At 34.7% G+C, this 19,288-nt stretch carries 17 protein-coding genes and 4 pseudogenes; 11 read left to right on the plus strand and 10 right to left on the minus strand.

The window, feature by feature from the left end; translation table 11 throughout:
* The 3 genes and pseudogenes from C564_RS0117520 to C564_RS0117530 form a co-directional block, all read right to left on the minus strand.
* A partial coding sequence (locus C564_RS0117520) for a T7SS effector LXG polymorphic toxin (RefSeq protein ID WP_018766194.1) occupies positions 1 to 486 on the minus strand: 486 nt, incomplete at its 3' end.
* 26 nt (positions 487 to 512) lie between these two features.
* Positions 513 to 695 (minus strand): annotated as a pseudogene (locus tag C564_RS32195) (DUF3958 family protein); the annotation flags it as partial.
* Positions 696 to 1,044: 349 nt separating this feature from the next.
* Positions 1,045 to 1,836 carry an arylamine N-acetyltransferase family protein gene (locus C564_RS0117530; protein WP_018766195.1) on the minus strand — a complete coding sequence of 264 codons (792 nt, stop codon included), beginning with the start codon at positions 1,834 to 1,836 and terminating at the stop codon, positions 1,045 to 1,047.
* Between the two features lie 597 nt (positions 1,837 to 2,433).
* Here C564_RS0117530 and C564_RS0117535 point away from each other — a divergent pair.
* Together C564_RS0117535 and C564_RS0117540 are read left to right on the plus strand one after the other, a co-directional pair.
* Complete coding sequence (locus tag C564_RS0117535; RefSeq protein ID WP_018766196.1) at positions 2,434 to 4,335, plus strand: endonuclease MutS2; 1,902 nt, start codon at positions 2,434 to 2,436, stop codon at positions 4,333 to 4,335.
* 6 nt (positions 4,336 to 4,341) lie between these two features.
* Positions 4,342 to 4,869 (plus strand): GNAT family N-acetyltransferase, encoded by a 528-nt coding sequence (locus tag C564_RS0117540; RefSeq protein ID WP_018766197.1) that lies wholly within the window; start codon positions 4,342 to 4,344, stop codon positions 4,867 to 4,869.
* A gap of 69 nt (positions 4,870 to 4,938) precedes the next feature.
* Here the strand turns inward: C564_RS0117540 and C564_RS0117545 are convergent, their stop codons facing one another.
* Positions 4,939 to 5,904, minus strand: coding sequence for a quinone oxidoreductase family protein (locus C564_RS0117545; protein ID WP_018766198.1), 966 nt, complete (start codon positions 5,902 to 5,904; stop codon positions 4,939 to 4,941).
* A gap of 137 nt (positions 5,905 to 6,041) precedes the next feature.
* Here C564_RS0117545 and C564_RS0117550 point away from each other — a divergent pair, with 137 nt between their 5' ends.
* The gene (locus C564_RS0117550; RefSeq protein WP_018766199.1) at positions 6,042 to 6,932 is read left to right on the plus strand and encodes a LysR family transcriptional regulator; all 891 of its coding nucleotides are present in this window, start codon (positions 6,042 to 6,044) and stop codon (positions 6,930 to 6,932) included.
* 19 nt (positions 6,933 to 6,951) lie between these two features.
* Here C564_RS0117550 and C564_RS0117555 read toward each other — a convergent pair whose 3' ends face one another.
* Positions 6,952 to 7,731 carry a DUF817 domain-containing protein gene (locus C564_RS0117555; protein ID WP_018766200.1) on the minus strand — a complete coding sequence of 260 codons (780 nt, stop codon included), beginning with the start codon at positions 7,729 to 7,731 and terminating at the stop codon, positions 6,952 to 6,954.
* 333 nt (positions 7,732 to 8,064) lie between these two features.
* Between C564_RS0117555 and C564_RS0117560 the strand changes: the two genes are divergently transcribed.
* Complete coding sequence (locus tag C564_RS0117560) at positions 8,065 to 8,625, plus strand: GNAT family N-acetyltransferase (protein WP_018766201.1); 561 nt, start codon at positions 8,065 to 8,067, stop codon at positions 8,623 to 8,625.
* 238 nt (positions 8,626 to 8,863) lie between these two features.
* Entirely contained in the window at positions 8,864 to 9,091 is a 228-nt protein-coding gene (locus C564_RS0117565; protein WP_003198872.1) for a hypothetical protein, read from the plus strand.
* 34 nt (positions 9,092 to 9,125) lie between these two features.
* Here C564_RS0117565 and C564_RS0117570 read toward each other — a convergent pair whose 3' ends face one another.
* Positions 9,126 to 10,451 (minus strand): ArsB/NhaD family transporter, encoded by a 1,326-nt coding sequence (locus tag C564_RS0117570; protein ID WP_018766202.1) that lies wholly within the window; start codon positions 10,449 to 10,451, stop codon positions 9,126 to 9,128.
* 248 nt (positions 10,452 to 10,699) lie between these two features.
* Between C564_RS0117570 and C564_RS0117575 the strand changes: the two genes are divergently transcribed.
* The 3 genes from C564_RS0117575 (at position 10,700) to C564_RS32200 (ending at position 12,121) form a co-directional block, all read left to right on the plus strand.
* Entirely contained in the window at positions 10,700 to 11,050 is a 351-nt protein-coding gene (locus tag C564_RS0117575) for a YojF family protein (RefSeq protein ID WP_000407035.1), read from the plus strand.
* 15 nt (positions 11,051 to 11,065) lie between these two features.
* A complete protein-coding gene (gene bshB2 / locus C564_RS0117580; RefSeq protein WP_003198867.1) occupies positions 11,066 to 11,728 on the plus strand; it encodes a bacillithiol biosynthesis deacetylase BshB2 in 663 nt (220 codons plus the stop codon).
* Positions 11,729 to 11,863: 135 nt separating this feature from the next.
* Positions 11,864 to 12,121, plus strand: a complete 258-nt coding sequence (locus C564_RS32200) for a YuzF family protein (RefSeq protein WP_018766203.1) — start codon at positions 11,864 to 11,866, stop codon at positions 12,119 to 12,121.
* A 95-nt stretch (positions 12,122 to 12,216) separates the two neighbouring features.
* Here C564_RS32200 and C564_RS33565 read toward each other — a convergent pair.
* Both C564_RS33565 and C564_RS0117595 read right to left on the minus strand, forming a co-directional pair.
* Positions 12,217 to 12,828, minus strand: a pseudogene (locus C564_RS33565) (IS4 family transposase); the annotation flags it as partial.
* A 358-nt stretch (positions 12,829 to 13,186) separates the two neighbouring features.
* The gene (locus C564_RS0117595; RefSeq protein WP_018766205.1) at positions 13,187 to 13,648 is read right to left on the minus strand and encodes a DUF2691 family protein; all 462 of its coding nucleotides are present in this window, start codon (positions 13,646 to 13,648) and stop codon (positions 13,187 to 13,189) included.
* A gap of 288 nt (positions 13,649 to 13,936) precedes the next feature.
* Here C564_RS0117595 and C564_RS0117600 point away from each other — a divergent pair, with 288 nt between their 5' ends.
* On the plus strand, positions 13,937 to 14,827 hold the full coding sequence (locus C564_RS0117600) for a hypothetical protein (RefSeq protein WP_018766206.1): 891 nt from the start codon (positions 13,937 to 13,939) through the stop codon (positions 14,825 to 14,827).
* Positions 14,828 to 14,853: 26 nt separating this feature from the next.
* On the opposite strand, the pseudogene C564_RS34940 reads toward C564_RS0117600, so the two are convergent.
* Positions 14,854 to 15,536 (minus strand): annotated as a pseudogene (locus tag C564_RS34940) (IS6 family transposase).
* 153 nt (positions 15,537 to 15,689) lie between these two features.
* Between C564_RS34940 and C564_RS0117615 the strand changes: the two are divergent.
* Both C564_RS0117615 and C564_RS0117625 read left to right on the plus strand, forming a co-directional pair.
* Positions 15,690 to 16,793: pseudogene (locus C564_RS0117615) on the plus strand (C45 family autoproteolytic acyltransferase/hydolase).
* A 478-nt stretch (positions 16,794 to 17,271) separates the two neighbouring features.
* Positions 17,272 to 17,637, plus strand: a complete 366-nt coding sequence (locus C564_RS0117625) for a hypothetical protein (RefSeq protein ID WP_018766208.1) — start codon at positions 17,272 to 17,274, stop codon at positions 17,635 to 17,637.
* Positions 17,638 to 17,945: 308 nt separating this feature from the next.
* On the opposite strand, the gene C564_RS0117630 is transcribed toward C564_RS0117625, so the two are convergent.
* Positions 17,946 to 19,175 (minus strand): cytochrome P450, encoded by a 1,230-nt coding sequence (locus C564_RS0117630; protein WP_018766209.1) that lies wholly within the window; start codon positions 19,173 to 19,175, stop codon positions 17,946 to 17,948.
* Positions 19,176 to 19,288 lie beyond the last annotated feature (113 nt).

Genomic DNA, 19,288 nt, shown 5'->3' on the forward strand with positions numbered 1-19,288 from the left:
TTGAATTGCTGTACTATAGTTATTGCTAGATGTTTGATTAAATTCATGTAGATGATCTAACTTTTCTTGCAGTTTGTGCCTCATGGCAGTAAAAAGATTCGCCATAGCGTCCATACCCGGGAGTGGCATAGCTTGACTGACAGCTTCCATACTTGTTTTCATTCGGTCAATTTCTTGAATTTGTTCTAATATTTCTTGTTCGATTACATCCGTTGAAGCTACTTGTGATTGAAATTGACTTGGAAAGGCATTATTCTGACGGATTAATTCTTCACATAAGTAAATGATTCCTTGTGCTAAAGGACGAAAGGTTTGTACAAAAAATGATTTTGCACTGCTATATGTTTGTCCTTGTAGAACAGTATCAATTGCAAAAGCGTCAATCGCCTGAATGGCTTGTTCCATACCTTGAATGGTAGCGGTACATACAGCATTCATGCTTTGAGTCTGATTCTGTACTTCTCCCAAATACATATTTAAACTCATGCATTGACCTCCCTTGCTACTTGTTGTTACTGATAGGAAAGGTCGTTTTCTAAGTCACGAAGGTCTCGTTTCACTTTAAGCAACGTTTCTTTTTGGTTTTCTAATTCGAATGTAAGTTTTCGCTCAATGTGCCCTGCTTCTTGACGCATATTCATAAAAAAATGAGATAATTCTTTATCGCCGTGCCAAGTTTCTAGAATTCGGTTAAAGTTTCCTCAAAAAATACAGTTTATGTCATATGTGTTTCTCGTAGTTATTAACAGGCTGACAAGATAATAGAGGTAAAAAGGGAGAAAAGAATATAATAGAAGAAATATAAAAAAGTGCTAGCAAGTTTGCAAACGAACTTGCTAACACCTATACGAAATAGATATAAAATAGCGCTGATATGTCACTTGGTAAATTGATAATAATTTAAATAGATAAAACGAATAAACATTCCTTAGAAAGCAAGACTTAGTATATTCTATATAACTATGAAATACAATAAATTGCAAAGACTCTCTGCTCCACGATAAAAAGTCTTGCCAGAAGCGACAAGACTTTTAAATTTGTAAACTATAATTGTATACCAAATGTTGCGTACAATAGGTCTGCATATTGTTCTTTTGTAATCTCTTCTTTACTCTGTTTTCCTTGCTTTGTTACTGTGAAACGATCTTTTGTTAGAGTAGCATGCCCATCAGAAGTTAGTTTTACGGTGAGAGGTACTTTATTAAAAGGAGAGTCTGTATGTTCTACAATTGTTTTTTGTGCTTCATTTAATTTTCTTTCATCAACTGCCTCTATATAAAATGCGTAACCTAATGCCCAATCTTGAGAAGAATCCTGATTTAGAAATTCATTATTTTTTTTCATCTCTAAAATATAGTTTCCCTTTGTAGTTGTTTCTTTTCGAATGCGATAGTCCCCAGTAACGGAATGAACAATCTCACCGGTGAAAGGAACCGGTGAAAGTGGAAGGTTTGAACCGAAACCGACTTCAATTAAATAAAATTCAGTATTATGTTTTAAAACAGTTGCCACATGCCCTGAATCAACAGCCCAAGTATTAGAAGCGGCATGATAAACTGTTCCTGATACTAAGTGAACATCAAAACCGCAATCTTTAAGGAAGTAATACATCGTTGGATTTAATTCGTAACAAAGGCCACCGCGGTTATGAACTAAAATTTTTTCTTGAAGGTTTTCTTTTGATATTTCTTTCACTGTTCCTTGAATAATATCCAAATTTTCAAATGGAACTGCTTGAGCCATTGCATGAAGGATTTCGTTTAAATCTTCAAATGAAATGGACTCTCTTTCTTGTATATTTAATCTGGAAAAGAATTGCTTTTGTAGTTCTGTCATGTGAATCGCTCCTTATCCATGTTACTTATATATAATTGTATCGAATGTTGAATAAGAAAACATCCGTAATACGTTGAATAAACAATTCATATATATACTTACGACTAAAGTATAATAAGAAGAATATTGTAAAGTATGGAACCTTTACTTCTGTCGTAACATATAGTATGATAATTTCAATAAATTAGATTTCAATGAACATAATTATAAATTAATGAGAGGTGCTTTTTGTGAGTGCGGTAGGTTCTAAATAGGAAAAAATTGAATGAAATAAATCTAATGAGAACAGGGGATTTTTATATACTTCTAACCCCTAACTTTGTCATGGATTTATTTCAAATAACCTATGAAGATACCTACAATACTTTATAAAGCGTGTAATGATTATGGGATAGCCATATGTTTTTTTGAGATGGTTTTATTTCCTTATATATTGCACAGGCCTTGTAAATGTAAAAAGCTGCGGTATCTACGCAGCTTTTTTGTGTTTATTTTTATCATATGAAAGTTATATTTAATTAAATATATCTCATTGAAATCTAATGGGTAGGTATCTTCATTTTTGATGTGAGTAAATCATAGTGAGGAGAATAGGAATTGAATAAAATGACTTTTGAAAAGTTGCAATATAACGAGTTAAAGGAAATAGTTAAATCGTATTGTGTGAGTGGATTAGGAAAACAATTGTTAGATAAATTGGAGCCAAGCGCAAGTATCAAAGTAGTGAAAAATCGTTTGAATGAAACAACGGAAGCACGGGCGATATTGGATGCAGAAGGGCATGTTCCTTTTTTCGGAATTTCTAATATCGATAGTACAATTCAAAAATTGGAAAAGGGAATGATTTTAGATCCAACCGAGCTAGTTAGTGTATCAGACTTTTTACGAGGGTGTCGAAAGGTTAAAAAGTTTATGCTGGATAAAGAATTTTTTGCACCAGTACTAGCATCATATGCGAATTCAATGTCTGAATTCAAAAGTGTGGAAGAAGAAATTAACTTTTCAATTAAAGGAAATAGTATTGATTCTGCTGCAAGCAAAGAATTAAAACGAATACGAAATAATATCGACTCCGTAGAGGGGAAAATTAAGGAACGTTTAAGCAAATTTTTAAATAGTAGTGCAAATAAGAAATATATTCAAGAGTTCTTCATTAGTAAAAAAGACGATCGATATACGATTCCAGTGAAAGCTTCCTATAAAAATCAAGTTGCTGGAACAATTGTTGAAGTTTCTTCTAAAGGCTCTACCGTTTTTATAGAGCCAAATACAGTTACAAAGTTAAACGTGGAACTAGCAAGTTTAAAAGCTGAAGAAGCGATGGAAGAATATCAAATATTAGCCACTTTATCTGGAATGATCTTAGAGGACATTTATAACATTAAGATTAATATGGAGCTGATTAGTCAATATGATATGGTGTTTGCAAAAGCGAAATTTAGTAAACATATTGGCGGGATAGAGCCGAAATTAAATGATTATGGGTATGTAAAGTTAGTTCATTGTAAACACCCATTATTAGCAGGTGAAGTTGTACCACTTCACTTTGAAATTGGACCAAATTACCGAAGCTTAATTATTACAGGGCCAAATGCTGGAGGGAAAACGATTGTTTTGAAAACAATTGGATTATTAACATTGGCGACAATGTCAGGATTGCACATCGCTGGAGACAAGGAAACGGAAATTGCTGTTTTTGAAAATATATTTGTAGACATTGGTGATAATCAAAGTATAGAAAATGCGCTAAGTACATTTTCATCTCATATGAAAAACCTTTCAGAAATCATGAGAGTATCAAATAATAATACACTTCTACTATTTGATGAAATAGGCAGCGGTACGGAACCGAATGAAGGAGCGGCACTTGCGATTTCTATTTTAGAAGAATTTTATCATATGGGTTGTACGACTGTTGCAACTACTCATTATGGTGAAATTAAACGCTTTTCAGAAATGCACAGTGACTTTATGAATGCGGCGATGCAATTTAATAGTGAAACATTGGAACCAATGTATAAGTTAATGATAGGGAAATCAGGAGAGAGTAATGCTCTATGGATTTCTAGAAAAATGAACGTGCGAGAAAACGTACTGCAAAGAGCGAAAGGCTATATGGAAAATAAAGAGTACCACTTAGAGCGAGTGAATGAAAGTAGACTGAGAAGGCCTAAGATTGTCAAGGAGAAAGCAGAAGAGAAGAATGAATATAAAAAAGGGGACCGTGTGAAATTATTAGACTATGATGACTTTGGAATTGTATATAAAGAAAAAGACAATTTCTTCAATATCGTTGTGTTTTATAATGCCCAATTCATTGAAGTAAACGTTAAGCGAATTTCTTTAGAAGTACAGGCAAAGGAATTATATCCAGAAGGGTATGATTTAGACACATTGTTTGTGGATTATAAAGAACGGAAAATGCAGCATGACATAGAGCGAGGATCGAAAAAAGCGCTGCGAAAAATTCAAAAAGAAATAAGAAAGAATAGAGGATAAGATGCTGTGAATATAAAGATTAGACAAGAACTTGAGAAAGATTATAACGGGGCAGAAGAGGTTGTAAAACAAGCATTTTTAAATGAAGCATTTAGCGATCAGAAAGCGCACGAACTTGTAAATCGTATCAGAAAATGTGATGCGTTTATTCCAGAGTTATCATTAGTGGTGGTAGATAAGGAAGTTGTTGGTCACGTTCTATTATCTAAAGTTAAAATAGTAGATGGTGATACATCTGTAGAGTCGTTAGCCCTTGCTCCAGTATCTGTTGTACCAGACTGCCAGAAAAAGGGAATTGGAAGTCTGTTGATTTCTCATGTATTAAGAAAAGCAAAAGAGCTTGGGTATCATTCAGTAATTGTGTTGGGGCATAAAGATTATTATCCGAAATTCGGTTTTAAACCAGCTAGCATATGGAATATATGTGCGCCATTTGAGGTGCCAGACGAGGTGTTTATGGCAATGGAATTAACGGAGAATGCTCTTCAAAATATACAAGGGATAGTACAATATTCGGAAGCCTTTTCTGAATAGAACGGAAAAAAGATAGCTAGAAGAAACCTTCTAGCTATCTTTTTTATTCTGATTTTTAAGTGGAAATTATCATGGTATCAATAAAATTTTCCCTGTACTTTTTCGATTTTCCAATAATCGATGTGCTTCAGCACCGTTTTCTAAAGCGAAAGTTGTTGGAGTTTGGATATTTAATTTTCCAGCAGTAATCCAAGCAAATAGTTGGCTTGAACGGTTTTTGCGTTCTTCATACGTTGTGAGTACGTTCCAAAGATCTCCGCCAGTCAATGTTTTTGAAGTATCCATCAACATTCGCGGATCAACAGGAGCAGGATCACCACCGGCCATTCCGTAAAATACGACGGTACCACCGATTTTTGTGGCTTTAAAGCTTTCTTCTAATGTAGAACCTATTGATTCGTACACAACATCTACACCATGTCCTTTTGTGACTTGTAGTATTTCTTCATGCCATGATTCTGAATATAAAAATACGCGGTCCGCTCCAGCTGAATAGGCTGCTTCTGCTTTTTCTTTAGATGAAGTAAGGCCAATTACTTGCGCATCTCTCATTTTTATCATTTGAATGAGAAGTTGACCAACTCCTCCAGCAGCCGCGTGAACTAAAACAAAATCACCAGATTTTACTTTATAGCTGTCTTGTGTTAAGTAATGCGCTGTTAACCCTTGTAATAAAACGGAAGACGCTGTCTCAAAGGAAATAGAGTTTGGGAGTGGAATCGCTTTTTCTTTTGGAACAGCTACTAACTCTGCATTTGCGAATGGTACATCAGCAAATGCAATGCGGTCTCCGATAGTAATATCGGTAACTTCAGCACCAATTTGCTCTACAATTCCTGAGCCTTCATACCCTAATATATAAGGTGGTTTACCAGCGAGATGATAGTCACCTCTACGTCTATATATATCAGCAAAATTTAAGCCGATTGCTTTTGTGCGAACAAGAATTTCATTTGGATTTATAATTGGGTCTGACACTTCTTGATATTTTAATACATCAGCATTTCCGAATTCCTTGAAACAAAGTGCTTTCATATGGAATACCTCCAATTTGTAAGGTGCATGAATATTGTTTGTTAATGGTTCTTATCATACAATACATATATCAATAGGAAAAGAGGATTATTTCGATGAAATCAATCGGAAATATCGATTGAAAAGAGGGAATGATATTGGAAATAAAACAATTAATTACATTTAAAACCGCTGCGGAAAATTTGAATTTTACGCAGACTGCAAAGAAATTAAATTTTGCTCAATCGAGTGTGACTGCTCAAATAAAAGCATTGGAAGCTGAGCTTGGCACACCACTATTCGAACGATTGGGGAAACGTCTCTTTTTGACTGAAGCGGGAAGAAAGTTTCAACTATATGCGGATAAAATGATTGCGTTAAGTCATGAAGCAAAAATGGCTCTGAAAGGTGATGAAGAAATATCCGGTACGCTAGTTATTGGTGCTCAAGAAAGTCAATGTACATATAGGCTTCCTTCAATTTTAAAAGAGTTTAAGACGCAATTTCCTCAAATAAAACTTATATTTAAGCCTGCTCATTCGAATGAAGATGTGAAGGAGCAACTGATGGAAGGAAAATTAGATTTAGCCTTTATTTTAGATGAATGTAAGGCAGAAGATGCTTTACATGTAGAGTCGTTGGTTCGAGAAAAATTAAAAATAGTAGTATTTCCTAATCATCCTTTACTTGAGAAATCTATAATTTCTACAAAGGATTTTGAAAGTGAGACACTTTTATTAACAGAGCTTGGTTGTTCCTATCGTACTATATTTGAAGAACTATTCCGTGCAGAAGACGTATATCCTGTAAACAAAATTGAGTTTGTTAGTGTGGAAGCAATTAAGCAATGTGTAATTGCGGGCTTAGGCATAGCAATTTTACCAGCAATGGTAGTAGAAAAGGATATACAACAGGGTACAATGAAAGAGTTAGTCTTGGAGAATACAATTTCTCCTATTTTTACACAAATTGCTTGGCATAAAGATAAATGGATCACTGCGCCATTGCAGCAATTTATAGAGGTAACAAGAGTGTCAATAGAAAAGTAAAATAGAACAAGCCAACTTTCTATATGGAAGTTGGCTTGTTTTTATGTTCTTTCAAATGTTTAAGCTGAGCGACAATCATGATGCTAATGACAACGAGTAAAAACCATGAACTAATCTTTCCAATGTGAACAAGGCTCCACGCTTCTCGTTGATTTGGGTATTGCCATGCTCCGAAGAAAGTAGCGATGTTTTCTGCAATCCAAATAAAAAATCCAATAAGGAAAAACGAGAGAACAAGCGGCATTGTATATGTAACGTTCTGCACTGAAAATTGAACAAACGTTCGAAAGAAAACAATAAATAAAAGGGCAGTTAAAACCCAGCGAAAGTCATATACAAAATGGTGTGTAAAAAAATTCAAATAGATCATAGCCCCTAAAGGTACAGTCCACATCGCCTTGGGCCACCTATGCATTTGCAAATGCAACCTTCTCCATGCTTGGCATATATAACTAGCAACACTAGCATACATAAATCCGCTATAAAGTGGGACACCAAAGATTTTTGAATATGCTTCTTCAGGGTAACTCCATGAACCGAAGTGAACTTTATATGTTTCTAGTAGGAGCCCGATGAGATGAAAAACAGCAATTACTTTCAGCTCATCTTTTGTTTCCATACCCGTTTTGTACATGATGTATTGCATAAGAAGGCATACGATAAGGATAAAATCATAACGATAGAGTCCTGGGATTGAAATGAATTTTGACAGAGCAAGTGTTACAAAAATAACGACAGGGAAAATACAAGATAAAGCTTGTTGATAAGCAAAGAAAAGAAGTTGTTTGATATAAAACATTGTTTCTCCTTTCTTACATGTGAGTTAGTTTTCTGAAAAAACAGGATGGAAACTTACTATACTATAAATCTTTAGAATAAAAAGTCAATAGTTAAAAATACAAGGATAAAGTAGTGAATATTAATCATACATCCATCAAGGGAAGAACTAAAAAGTAAGTTGAATGAATAATCCGAAAAGTATAAAATGAATGTAATCATATGAAAAGGAGCTGTGCCAATGTTATCGCTTATTGTAAATATCCCATCATTACTGAAGACTATGGAACAAGGGGATAGATAGTCCTGATAAACTACAGAGCTATCCCCATAATTGAAAAGGGGGATTTTTGAAATGAACACGAGATTGAACAATCTTTTTCTAGGTGAAAATATTAAGTTATCAGCAATCAGAGCTGAAGATATTGAACAAATGGCTATTTGGCAAGAGGATAGTGAGTATTTAAGAAATGTAGATACGGATATAGCGATTCTACAATCTTTACATGAAATAAAGGAAAATGAGCTATTAATAGGGAAAAAGTCAAATAGTGTTTCTTTTATGCTAAGAACGATTCAAGATGATAGTTTAATTGGCTTTGTGGCACTTCATAGCATAGAGTGGAATAATAGAGCTGGCTTGCTAGCAATTGGTATAGGTGATAAAAATTATAGAGGTAAGGGATATGGTACGGAAGGATTACGCCTTATTCTGAAATATGCTTTTTACGAATTAAACTTACATCGTGTAGGTCTCGATGTTATTTCATATAATAAATCGGCAATTGAAGTATATAAAAAGGTTGGATTTAAGGTGGAGGGAAGTATGAGAGAAGCTGTTCAGCGAGATGGGAAGAGCTTTGATCGCATCATAATGGGTATATTGCGAAATGAATGGATAGCCATGCTAGAATAATTTATCCCGCTATTTGCGGGATAGTAATTAGTGGGGGAAGAAAGAAACCTTACTGATTAAAGTTTCAATTTTTTCATAGCATATGGTGTTGTGGCATATAAAATTAACCAATTGATGTTTATTATGAATGAAAATATTGCTATAAATACATTCAATAACATGCATGTGTTTTGTAGGATAAAGAATAATTCGTGTCGAAATTTTACAGTATATGGATTGGAATAAGGAGTCGTGTCAGATGAATTTAGAAAAACCAAAACCAGTAAATGAAGAGATAGCCGAATTAAAAGAACTTGTAAAAGAATTACATGGTAGTGTACATCAGCTACAAAGTGAAGTTCAGCAGCTTAGGCATGAAAAGCCGGTTGTTGAAGTAAGAAAAGGGGTTCAATTATCACCAACAATCGTTGGACAAATTGGTGGTATGATTTTAGGTGCATTGGCAATTATTGGGATATTTTGGTGATAAAAAGGTTTGCAGCAAATTGCTGCAAACCTTTTTACATTAAATAACGTAAATATATATAAGCATGTGATAATAATAATGCAATGATTGTTAAGGGTAAGCCAATTTTTAAGAAATCAAGGTAAGAAAATCCGTGTCCTTCGCGGTTAGCAATACCGGCAACAACTACGTTTGCAGAAGCACCAATTAATGTTCCATTTCCTCCTAAGCAAGCACCAAGTGATAATGCCCACCATAGTACTTCAATTTGAGGAGAATCAACAGAAAGTCCAAGTCCTGATGCTAAATCTTGAATCAGTGGAATCATCGTTGCGACAAATGGAATATTATCAATAGTAGCTGATGCTGCCCCTGATACCCATAAGATAAGAATCGCTGCAAAACCGATATCACCATTTGTTATATCAATCACTTCTTTTGCCAGAGATGAAATAAGTCCGATATCAATTAAACCACCAACAAGAATAAATAATCCAGCGAAGAAGAAAATTGTTACCCATTCTACATGAGCAAATACATCTTCTAATTCATGTTGTTTCACACCAATTAGCATGAGGAGCGTTGCACCGGTCATCGCGATAACTGCCGCATCTACATGAATAATTGAATGAAGAACAAACCCGAGAATTGTCAAACCTAAAATGGAAAGAGATTTTAGGAGTAAGCTTCGGTCACGAATATAGTCTTTTTCATTTAGTGCCATAAGCTTGGCAATTTGTTCAGATGTTGTTTTTAATTTGTTACGATACATAAGATAAATAATGCCTAATGTAACAATAGAAATGATAAGTACAATTGGCGTTAAATTAAGTAAAAAGGCATTGAAATCTAGGTGTTTATTAGCAGATCCAATCATTATGTTTGGAGGATCACCAATTAATGTCGCAGTACCACCAATATTTGAAAATAATACTTCAGAAATCAAATAAGGAACAGGTTGTACCTTTAAAATGCGTGTGATAGATAGTGTAACAGGAACGATTAATAAAACGGTTGTTACGTTATCTAAAAATGCAGAGCCGACTGCGGTTAATAGGGATAAAAATAATAAAATTCGAATGGGCTTTCCGCCCGCTGCTTTTGCTGCTTTAATGGCTACATATTCAAATACACCAGATTGACTCGTAATATGTACGAGAATCATCATTCCAATTAAAAGGGTAATGGTCTCCCATTGGATATGCGATGTAAAGGCAGTATGTAAGTCTACAATGCCAAAAATAATCATTATGGCAGCACCCAGCAGTGCAATTACAGCACGGTTCAATTTCTCAGAAATAATAAATCCGTATGTTACTAAAAATACGGCGATTGCAAAATAATATTGCCAATTTGCTACTTCATGTGCTGAATGTTCCAACATGTCACCTTCTTTAAAATATGTATTAAATTGTCGAAATATATCCCTCCGCATAAACTCTATTGTAGCAAATTCAAAAAAGAAAGAAAACTATTTATGGATAGTGAGGGAATAGTAAAATTTCATATCTCGTATTAAAAATTAAAAAATAAAATACAAATTATTATGCAAAGTAAGTAATGTCCTCTATTATAGAGATAGCAATTTACATTGTTTTTGCGTAAAATGGTTTAAAGAGGTGAAATCCGATGGAAATAGTAAAAGATAGTGCTGTTATTCAACATGAAATCGAACGTTTTGTAAATAAAGATGTATATATTCATTTAGAAACGACAAATGGAGCATACGCTTCACATTTTAATGAAAAAATGATGACAGTCGGAGCGTTCATTCGAAATGCGATTATTCGTTTTGAACGAGGGAAAATAACAGGAACAAATCCATACCGAGTTGGTCTCAAAATGGACCATGGCTGGGTATATGCTGAAGGTATTACGCATTGGGAAGTAGACGAGCAAGATCGTCTGTTACTAGCGGGACATGATAATAAAGGGCGCTTAGCTGTAGCACTTGAGTTAAGCTTAACACCATTTAAATAAAAAGGAGGGGAAAGTATGGAAAGACATGTGCTTGTTGTATTTCCGCATCCAGATGATGAATCATTTGCAGCAGGAGGAACAATTAGTTTATTAAGAAAGCAAGGAGTACCTGTAACATATGCGTGCGGGACGCTTGGACAAATGGGACGCAATATGGGTAAGAACGTTTTTGCCAATCGCGAAACGATTCCAAATATCCGTGAAAAGGAATTAAAAGATGCGTGCGAAGCAATGGGCATTGAAGATTTAAGAATGCTTGGTTTCCACGATAAAACATTAGAATTTGAAGATGTAGATTTTGTAGCAGATAAAATTGAAACAGTCATTCGCGATGTACAGCCATCACGAATTATTACATTCTATCCAGAGCACGGTGTTCATCCAGATCATGATGCATTCGGCCGTGCTACCGTTCGTGCAGTCTCACGTATGCCAAAAGAAACACGTCCGGTCATTCATGCAGTTGCGATTACAAAAAATCGTGAAGAAGTATTAGGTGAACCAGATGTTGTCAACAACATTAGTGAAGCCTTCGAACAAAAATTAGCAGCTTTACGTGCGCATCGTTCACAAACAGAAGCGATGTTAGAAGAAACGGAAGTAAAGCTGCAAAACAAAGATGCTGCAACATTAAAATGGTTACAAATTGAACAATTTTGGACTTATAAATGGGAATAGGCTAGAGGATTTTCGGCTAGTCTTCCATACATACAAAAGCGATGTCACATTGTGGTATCGCTTTTTCTGTTAGATAGGTACTTCTTGAATGCAGGCCACATACACTACAGCAAATCTTAAAAAGAGGAGGGTCATATGTACTATTCATACGAAGATGTGTTCGGTTATTTTCGAGATGGTTATGAGATAAGTGGTGATGTGGTTGCACTTGTTGATCCATATGTTGTACAAACATTGCAATCTATCGTTGGGAAAAGAATTGTAGTGGAAACAATTCGGGGAAGTGTAAATGGAACTTTGAGAAGTGTGAAGCCAGATCATCTTGTATTAGAAGAAAAAGAAGTGCCGGTATTTGTACGAATTCAGCAGATTGTGTGGTTTACGCCGGAGTAATTAATGAATTTAAATAGTCAAAAACACCTTTCTAAGTTTAGAAGGGTGTTTTTGGCTTTATGAGCGTATTATAAATTTGCCTTTCAGTTTAAATGTAAACGAAAATATCCTAAATCACGAATATATAGTTCATTCTTTTGTGCCATGCCTGTTCGAGTTGCACTATATGCCTGATCACTTCGTTTTCCTGGTTCAATTTCCACATCAGAAAATTCTCCACTCAACAAGTCATACTCTAGTTGAATTTTCACACCAGCTTTATGACTACATCCTCCGGCACCAGGATAAGTAGCTGCAAATCGATCTGGAACTTGGAAGGTTGTAGAATCAAGGATTCGAATCCGCTCAAAATACGCAGAAAGAGAATGAGGAATCTTAGATACTCCTCCAATTTTAGCTTGTAGAAGTGTAGTAAATACAGTTCGAAAGAAGGCTACAGAAGCCGATTTAAATCGTCGATTAAGTCCCTCCGGACTTAATAAAATTCCTGTTGAAGTTTCTAATTGACTACAAAGCTGAGTAAGAGAGGTAGTAGCGATTTGTTGATTTAACCATATACACAAAGATAAGAAATGGTGCCCGTGGCACTTACGTTTTCGCTTCATCCCGCCTGCTTCTATGGCTAATTGATTAAGTGTAGCGGGAGACATATATCGATATAACTCTTCGGCAAATAAAGATAACTCTTGTTTTTGGTGCATATTCATAAAAAGCACGTCATCCTTTCTCATTAACATAAGAGAATAGTAACGTGCTTTTAACCTCAAAAATAGTCTAAATCCTTAAGTTGATGGATGTGGGGCGGTACCCCATCACCATCAAGTTAAGAAAAGCAAATACCCCAAAACGAAGAAAATGAGTTGAATTCTCATAAATAACTGTAAAATAATAAAATTTTCGTTTTGGGGGCACTTCAAAATATTAGCTTGATTGGCATGTGGTCCCACCCACATTTTAACGAATGTTGGCGGTACGCCATATAGTAGTAAATGAAGCTTATATATATGTGATATAAGAGAAAAGGGCTCCCGTAAAAGGGGGTCTAATTTTACTGCTCAAGGTATGCTAGAAAAACGTTCCACTATTACTTTCCGTTAAATATTTGGTATCTACATAACCAAGGTCTTGAACGTGTTGATCCAATTTCTGTAGTAACTCCTCATTTTTACATAAAATACTAATATCATAACTATCAACTATATTTAACAAGAATTCACAATCACTATTAATAAAATCCGTTGCTGTAATTATCGATGTATAATTTTCCTTTTCAGTAAAAGCAGACATCGTCAAAAAGAATAAATAATATTTCTGGTTTAAGGTATGTTCTAAATCACTCCCAGTTATGAAACGATCATTATTGAATGAAAATGCATTTGGAAAATCACCGTTAGAATCTTTAACGTATACTTCAGTTGTATCAATTTGCCATACATAGTTTTGGAAATTAAAAGGTTCTAATAAACTCAGTACGGATAAACTGAAATTTTCATCTTCTGGAGCGTGGAAATGTATTCCTATATTCATTGTATGATAACCTCCTATTTTTATTATTAATATATATAATTTTATTGTATAATAATGGAAATTGAGGATAGTTTTTAAAATTATTGACTGAACCCCATGCCCATCAAGCCAGGAAAATTGGTCGCCCCCCAAATGCTAAAAACAAATCAAAAATTTTTCAATCTAATAATAATTGATTTTAGAATCCAATAGAGTGCCCCTCGATTTAAGCGGATTTCAAGTGTTAATATTTACCTGATAATATTATAATTTATTATATAGAAAATATATAAGAAACGGAGAATTATCATGCTGAATATAGATATTAATCGTTTAACTGATATTTGTTTAGAATATCAACAGTCTAGATTTTATGTTGGTAGAATACCTGATGATTTCTTGTCAATTGCAAAAAAACGTTTCTCTATACCAAAGGATGATCAGATTATTGCTTTTTTAAGTTGTAATTTGTTTGGCTCAGGAAAATATGGTGTCTACTTTACAAGTTCAGGTCTATATTGGAAAAATTGGCTATTAGGTAAAGGAACTATGAAATGGGATAAATTAGATGAAGTGCAGCAAATCGTAATTGATAAAGATGGGTTTTTATCTTTTGATGCACAAAAAAGTTTTAATATTAACGGGAGTGATTATCCAACATTGTTATTTAAAGAATTACTTATAACTCTTAAAAATTCATTCCATAATTCAAAGAAAACTGATATACATCCAGTTGTAAAAACTGATGAGATAAAATCAATCTGTAATTTGTTTGAGACATATGATGAATTATTAGAACCTGATAATGGGTTGTTTATAGACACTCATATTTCAGACAAAAAGTTAAAGGTAATTTTGGCACGATATATTATTTCAAAAGAAGAAGAAATCATTGCTTTTTTAGATACATCTGTCCTTGGTAATTTGAGTAAAGGATCCGATGGGGTATTAATTTGTCAATCGGGTATATATTTTAGAGAAACTTTTGTACACTTGTATTTTCCATGGCATGTCTTTAGGAATATCCCTATTACTTTGGTTTCAAACGAGTTAGAAATCGGAAAAGGAAACATATTTCATCTTCAACATGCTAGAATGCCTAGTCAAGAGATTCTATTATTCATCAAGAATTTAAAACAGCACGTTAATTCTTTATATGAGGAAAATAAGGGTTCTGTTGCAAAGTTTTTTTACACATAGAGACATGGGAAGATTGTGGTCAATTTTTATGAAACCGTTAATAAATTCTGTAATTCGTTATACGCCGAAAAGACGGAGTCTGGTTGAAGACTTGGTCTTTGTTTGTATATGGCATGAAGTATTTCTATCCCTTTTATCGTACGTGAGGCATGACGAAGACTTTGAAATCCTAAGGAACGAGCGAAACGGCGCTTCACGTGTCGATGATCTTGCTCAATGAGATTATTGAGATATTTTGTTGTACGATGAAAGATATTTTTGTAAAAGTCTATCCTCTGTAATTTTTTTACATGCGCAAATTAAAGAAGGAGCCTTATCTGTAGTCAGAACCGTTGGTATAAGTTCGAACCAGTCTTTTCATAAAAGTATATGCCGCTTGTGTATCTCTCTTTTTACACAGTTGAATATCAAGCGTTTGCCCCTCTTTGTCAATGGCACGATATAAATAACACCATTTTCCTTTGACTTTAATATAGGTTTCATCCAAACGCTAAGATAACTGTACCGTTTTGTTTTTCTTTTTCCAAATCTGATACATCAGATTGCCATATTCATGTACCCAGCGCATAATCGTTGTGGGATGAACTGAAATACCCCGTTCCTTCAGAATTTCAGACACATCACGATAGCTTAGAGAAAAACGACAATAATAGCCAACGGCTACTAAAATGATATCTTTCTTAAACTGTTTTCCTTTAAAATATCTCATCTTGTCGTGCTCCTACTCATTTTTTCTAAAATGTAACGTGTTTTAGAGAACTTTGCAACAGAACCAAAGATTTTATGTAGCAAAAAACATCAAGAATAAAAAATATTCATTTGATATGATTTAGATAGACGAAATGACAAGGGGGCTATCAAATTGTTTCAAGTAAAGGGGTATTTTGCATCACTAAGTGGAAGTTATTATGAAATCGGTAGACAACAAGGTGAATTTGTTAAAAATAATCCATTTCTTGTATCTCACTTTATACAACAAGAAAAATATATATCTGACGAGTATTGAACAGAATCTAGAAATATTTTGGAACAGTATTGCCCAGGGATAAATGAAGAAATTGAAGGATTTTGTGATGTGCTAAAAATCTTTCCTAGACAAGTCATGTATTATTATCAAACGTATTTAAAAGCAGGATGTAGTCACTGTGCGATATTGCCTCAGAAAACAGATTCAAAACATACATATGTATTAAGAAATTATGATTTATCACCACAAGTTGATGATATGCGTTTTTGTTCTACTCGTGTGTCAGGTTCATATTATCATAGCGGCTTTTCTACTCAGTTTTTTGGAAGAACTGAAGGTATGAACGAACATGGATTATCTGTTACCTTTTCAGCATGTGGTCAACCGGTTGGAAATATTGAGGGAATGAAGAAGCCAGTTATAAATGGTGTGCAGTGCTTTGCTGTGATTCGTGTTTTATTAGAAAAATGTAAAAGTGTGGAGGAAGCAATTACATTAATAAAAGAAATGCCAATCGCGGCAAATATAAATGTGATTATATCTGATTGTTTTAGGGTGGCACGGATCGAAATATTTGATGGATGTAAATCTGTAACAAGAATAGAAGGTAATGAAGCTTTTATTGTATCAACAAATCACGCAGTTAGTTCTACAATCAAGAAGTTAAATAATAGGAAGTTAGAACACTCTTCAAAAAGATTTCAGGTTTTGCATAATAATTTAGTTCAAAAAGAATACATAAGCATGGAGAAGCTGAAAGAATTAGTAGAGAATGAATATCCTGCTGGCTTAACAGTTCATAACTATCAAGAGTGGTTTGGAACATTACACTCATTATTGTTTGATTTGCATGAACGAACAATGGATGTTTGTTTTGGGTCGCCACTTTTAAATAAATGGTACTCTTTGAAAGTTGGGGAGGAGCTTCCGTTTTCTGTAGTGGATGTGAATTTTGTAAATCGACCATACGCTGATTTTTGGAGAGTAGAAAATAATTGAGTAATAGGGGTCACTATACATGCCCATCAAGTTAAGATTTTATTGCACCCCCAGAACGAAATTTTTAGGCCTTTGGGTAACAAAGAAATATATTTTATCGTTTTGGGGGTGACTTGATTTCTTAAGTTGCTGGCGATGGGTACCGCCAGCATTTCGGAAAAAACCCACGCTAAGAGCATGCAAGATTTTATACAGTTTTTCGGCTAATCCAGTAACAAACGAGAATCCTAAAACCACGCCAGGATAGGAATGTATAAAAAAATGCATAGATCCATAGAACAAAAAAAGGAGGATCCCTTGTGAGAGTAGGGATCCTCCTTGTCCTTGCTACCGATAATGGGACGTTATGTCAACCTTATATGTATAGGATATATATAATAAAAGGATGTATTTGTTTTATATAAATTCCCTTTTGAGCAGGGTTATATTATAAAAAACAAGAAATAGTGCTTAAAGTAGAAAGGAATGGGGAGATTTGATGAAATTAAGGTTATCTTTCATTGCCTTATCTGTAATACTTAGTGTTGCATGCGTATTCTTTATACAAAAAAAGGATGTCATTTTTCAAGAAGGAAATCCGATACCACTGGCAATTGCTATGTCAAAGATGGTACTTGCAGATAAAAATATAATGGAAGTGCAAACAGATGATATTACCCACCCTTATTTAGTAAAACGAGGAGAGCTAGATCCTTATATTGAAATGAAAGAGAAAAACGGATGGGAATTTATAAGTAGAGATATATATGGAAATTCTTTAACTTTTCAAAAAGGAAATACAACAGAAAGTATTCCTTACAGATATTTCACACGATATTATACAATCATTAATTTCCAATATTAGTAGATGCATTTACTTCCAATAACAAGAATTATGTAAATGAGCTGTCCATATGGACGGCTTATTGTATTTTTTGCTTAGCGTGGTTTTTTTTCAAAATGCTGGTTGTACCCCATCGCTATCAAGCTAAGAAAATAGATAACCCCCAAAACGAAAATTTTTTGCCTTTTATAGCAACAAAGTTCATTTTTATCATTTTGAGGCATTAGATAAGAAAGGATGATTCGTTCAATATAGAGGCGAATATCCTTTCTTTTTTATACATATCAGAAATATAAACAATAGCCTCAAAAACTGGAGGCTATTCAATTTCACAATCTATTATGATCAATTACAATAGGTAAGCTCTTTAAAGCCTGTCCCATCGCTGAATCCGTTAAATGATGAATAACATCAAACCCCTCAACTTGACGGATATTAGCGAACCGTTTCACAAATGAAGTTAAAGCGATGCGCGCTTCCATTCGAGCGAGCGGGGCGCCCAAACAGAAATGTGGACCAGATCCAAAGGCGAGATGGGATTGGTTCTCTAGGCGATGGATATCGAACTCTTCCGCATTGGTAAATTGAGATTCATCTCGGTTGGCAGCGCCGATCCAGACCATAACCATTTGTCCCTGTTTCATTTCGTGCCCAAAAACTTTCGTATCTTGCACTACCTTACGATCATTGGTAGACGGAAAGCGAAAACGGAGCACTTCCTCAATCAACTTGGGAACCAATGAGAAGTCAGCTCGCAATTCTTGATAAACACCTGGTTTGTCAAACAGCATAGAATAAAATATGTTAGAAATTAGTGTCGTTGTCGTTTCATTCCCCGCACCAAGTAGTCCAATGGCGGATATAACAACCTCTTCCTCTGTCAATCTTTCACCCTCGAGCTCGGCTTTAGTCAAGTCGGAGATAATATCATCAGCAGGATGCTTCCGTTTCTCCAGAACAATTGGATACAAGTAGTAGTAAAACTCCTTCATAGCTTCCTCTTTTTTGGTGACAATGTCGCTGTAAGTTTCTTTCTCATACGGGAAGAAGAGGATGTCTGACCAAGATTTAATCATCGCCCGATCTTTAGAAGGAACACCAAGAAGCTTGGCGATAACAATTACCGGAAGTGGAATCGCCAGCTTCTGTATAATATCTACAGCTGATTGTCCTTCCATCTCTATGAGCAATTCATCAACAATTGCTTGAATTCGCGGTTCCCAGCTTTCAAGAGAGCGCGGGGTGAATGCTTTTGCTAACAGAGCGCGTCGATTTCGGTGTTGTGGCGGATCGCAGAAATTTACGTTGCTTCTATTATCCATGATTTTAGGAATAGGAATAAAGCTTCGTTCTTTTTTGTTGGAAAATAATTGATGATCAAACAGCACACGTTTGGCATGTTCATACAAAAATACATTCCAAACATCCTGCTCGGCATCGTAAAAAACAGGATGATTCTCTCTCATATACTGATACCAAGCATACGGATTCCAAAGCTCCTCTTTTGTTTTCAGTTTGGAAATTTCATTAATTAAAATTACATTTTCAGGTGATTTCATAGCCTCTTCCTCCCGTTTCTTTTACAATACAATTATGAGGTCAACCTTACAGCAATGTATAACCTAACATATGTTATTTTAACATATGTTAGGTTATAATTTTCCAAATGTAA

The organism is Bacillus sp. 105MF, assembly GCF_000374885.1.
Lineage (GTDB): Bacteria > Bacillota > Bacilli > Bacillales > Bacillaceae_G > Bacillus_A > Bacillus_A pseudomycoides.

Excerpts from the sequence above, each read along its gene's own strand:
- C564_RS0117625 (WP_018766208.1), top strand. The coding sequence starts at position 17,272 with ATGAAATTAAGGTTATCTTTCATTGCCTTATCTGTAATACTTAGTGTT.
- C564_RS0117595 (WP_018766205.1), bottom strand. The coding sequence starts at position 13,648 with ATGAATATAGGAATACATTTCCACGCTCCAGAAGATGAAAATTTCAGT.
- C564_RS0117600 (WP_018766206.1), top strand. The coding sequence starts at position 13,937 with ATGCTGAATATAGATATTAATCGTTTAACTGATATTTGTTTAGAATAT.
- C564_RS0117630 (WP_018766209.1), bottom strand. The coding sequence starts at position 19,175 with ATGAAATCACCTGAAAATGTAATTTTAATTAATGAAATTTCCAAACTG.
- C564_RS32200 (WP_018766203.1), top strand. The coding sequence starts at position 11,864 with ATGTACTATTCATACGAAGATGTGTTCGGTTATTTTCGAGATGGTTAT.
- C564_RS0117575 (WP_000407035.1), top strand. The coding sequence starts at position 10,700 with ATGGAAATAGTAAAAGATAGTGCTGTTATTCAACATGAAATCGAACGT.
- bshB2 (WP_003198867.1), top strand. The coding sequence starts at position 11,066 with ATGGAAAGACATGTGCTTGTTGTATTTCCGCATCCAGATGATGAATCA.
- C564_RS0117560 (WP_018766201.1), top strand. The coding sequence starts at position 8,065 with ATGAACACGAGATTGAACAATCTTTTTCTAGGTGAAAATATTAAGTTA.
- C564_RS0117530 (WP_018766195.1), bottom strand. The coding sequence starts at position 1,836 with ATGACAGAACTACAAAAGCAATTCTTTTCCAGATTAAATATACAAGAA.
- C564_RS0117565 (WP_003198872.1), top strand. The coding sequence starts at position 8,864 with ATGAATTTAGAAAAACCAAAACCAGTAAATGAAGAGATAGCCGAATTA.
- C564_RS0117545 (WP_018766198.1), bottom strand. The coding sequence starts at position 5,904 with ATGAAAGCACTTTGTTTCAAGGAATTCGGAAATGCTGATGTATTAAAA.
- C564_RS0117555 (WP_018766200.1), bottom strand. The coding sequence starts at position 7,731 with ATGTTTTATATCAAACAACTTCTTTTCTTTGCTTATCAACAAGCTTTA.